This is a genomic window from Holzapfeliella floricola DSM 23037 = JCM 16512 (genome assembly GCF_001436605.1).
In the GTDB taxonomy this organism is placed as follows: Bacteria; Bacillota; Bacilli; order Lactobacillales; family Lactobacillaceae; genus Holzapfeliella; species Holzapfeliella floricola.
On sequence record NZ_AYZL01000005.1, the window covers coordinates 1 to 2,184 of the forward strand.

At 32.9% G+C, this 2,184-nt stretch carries 3 protein-coding genes; all 3 read left to right on the forward strand.

Features of this window, described 5'->3' with window-relative positions:
- On the forward strand, positions 1–381 hold a 381-nt coding region (locus tag FC86_RS00180), incomplete at its 5' end, for a helix-turn-helix domain-containing protein (RefSeq protein WP_156403301.1).
- Positions 382–888: 507 nt separating this feature from the next.
- Positions 889–1,884, forward strand: coding sequence for a protein rep (locus tag FC86_RS00185; RefSeq protein ID WP_056974016.1), 996 nt, complete (start codon positions 889–891; stop codon positions 1,882–1,884).
- Positions 1,885–1,957: 73 nt separating this feature from the next.
- Positions 1,958–2,184, forward strand: a 227-nt coding sequence (locus FC86_RS00190; RefSeq protein WP_156403302.1) for a hypothetical protein, incomplete at its 3' end; no start/stop codon positions are given.

The following is a 2,184-nucleotide window of genomic DNA, read 5'->3' on the forward strand; positions in this document are numbered from 1 at the left end:
AAAAAAAGGGGGTTACAAGACTTTTTAAAACTTTCTGCTGATGATTTAACACCTTTAGAGATAAAAGCTCTAGCGATGATAAGAAACGATTCTGCTCTCGACACAGAAATTTTAAAAGGAGATAACGTCGTCTCCAGCTTCTTAGTTTTAGAAAAGATTGTTAGTCAGAGATTAGCAGCTGAGCTAAAACCTAAGAGAATGCAACTTAGTGATACACAGATACAGAAAATCTTTGAGTTAAAGTCACAAGGTTATTCTCTTAGAAAAATTGCAACAAAACTAAGTATTAGTCGCATAACCGTTACTCGTGTCATAAAAAAGGATTATGTCAATGGTGATGATGTAAAGCGGATAGAAAACGTGATACAAAATTTGAGATAAAAAAACTTACTTCGTTTAGCTGTCGGCAAAATCGTTAAGCCATAGGTTCTTGTAGCGGAAAAGGCGAAAAGCGTAAGCGTGCCTTTGTAGTGAAAAGGTTCTATGGCAGATTTTTTAAGCCGATAGCTAAACGAAGTAAGTGAATTAGAATAAAATTTCCAACCCTGTACTAAGCCAGTTATAAGTTTAAAAAACAAACTTACTTTGGTCGCAGGAGGCTAGGGGAGTTTGAGGGGCTGAAAGCCCTTCAAGGTTTTAAAGTGTTTTTTCATAGAAAAACACGCAAAAAAGAGGCTGTTTCCAGCCTCTTTTTACTTATCTTGATACATATAGAAACAATTGGTTTTTAAAATCAGTTGTTTCTATATGCCACAAACGTTGTTATATCAATGTTTCTTTTGATTTTTATTTATTTATAAAGGTTGAACGCTTTTTGTTGAAAAAGAACACCTATGAAGCTATGATGGTCTTGTCTAAGAAAATCATAACATACGAAAGGTGTTCTATATGTCAGATTATAAAGAAAAACCCTGTTATAGTAAAGGAAAAGAGCTTAAGGATGTTAGAAAGTCTGGAAAAGCTGTTCCATGGAAGTCAAAAAAGTTACTCTCTCTTGAATTAGCGGAACGGCTAAAAGAAATGGAGTACTTTAAAAAGTTTATTTCTGTATCTCAGTGTGCTCAAGTTTTGGTTTTTCGTAAAACTTATGCTGGAGATTACAGACTTTTCCAAACTTGGTTTTGTAAGGATCGTCTTTGTCCGATGTGCTCGTGGAGGAAATCTTTGATACAAAGCTATTTTATGACTAGAGTCGTTAAAGAAGTTTTTAAAAGAAAACCAAAATCAAGATGGATTTTTTTAACTTTAACTACAAAGAATACATTTACTGCAAAGGAACTATCTAAAGAATTATCTGCAATGACAAAAGCTTTTCGTGAAATGTGTCGGCGTAAAGCAGTTCAAAAAAATCTGCTTGGATTTTATAGAGTTACGGAAATAACTGTCAATAAAGAGAATATGTCTTACAATCAGCATTTACATGCTTTACTCTGTGTTTCTAGCTCTTATTTTAAAAAAGATAATTACTTGAATCAGGAAAGCTGGACTCAACTTTGGAAACATCATATGAAATTAGATTACGTCCCAGTTGTAAACATACAACTTGTTAAACCTAAAAAGTTTAAAGAAAAAGAATCTGATGGTTTGGTTAGTGCTGTACAAGAAACTGTGAAGTATGAGTCAAAATCTTCTGACTATATTACTCAAGATTTTGAATTAGATAAACAAGTTATTGCTGATTTAAGCGAAGCACTTAGGGGGAAACGCTTTAGTTCTTCAAGTGGGATAATTAAGAAAGTTCAGCAAGAACTGAAGCTCAAAGATGCTGAAGAATCAGATGATTTAGTTAATGTAGATGGTGAACCTAATCCTGAACAATTTGTTGAAGGTGAAATTTTAGCTAGATGGCATGATGATGTAGGCACATATATTGTTGATAATTAAGGGTTTAAAGACCTTTTTTATTTTAAAATAATTGGTATAGGATGCACCCATCCTATACCAAAAAGGAGGAACTATGGACGACAAAAATTTTAAAAAATTAATAGACTCAGGGACTACTCAAAAAGCGAAAATAAGTGACAAAAAACGATACGGAGATGTTACTAATGTTTTTTATGTTTTTTCAGAAGAACAAGAAAAAGCTAAAAAATATATCCAAGTTGCTCATGAACTAGCTCTCAGACTAAAAAAAAGGGGGTTACAAGACTTTTTAAAACTTTCTGCTGATGATTTAACACCTTT

What these genes read in the sequence shown, in the direction of transcription:
- FC86_RS00185 (WP_056974016.1), top strand. Translation starts at nt 889, where the DNA reads ATGTCAGATTATAAAGAAAAACCCTGTTATAGTAAAGGAAAAGAGCTT.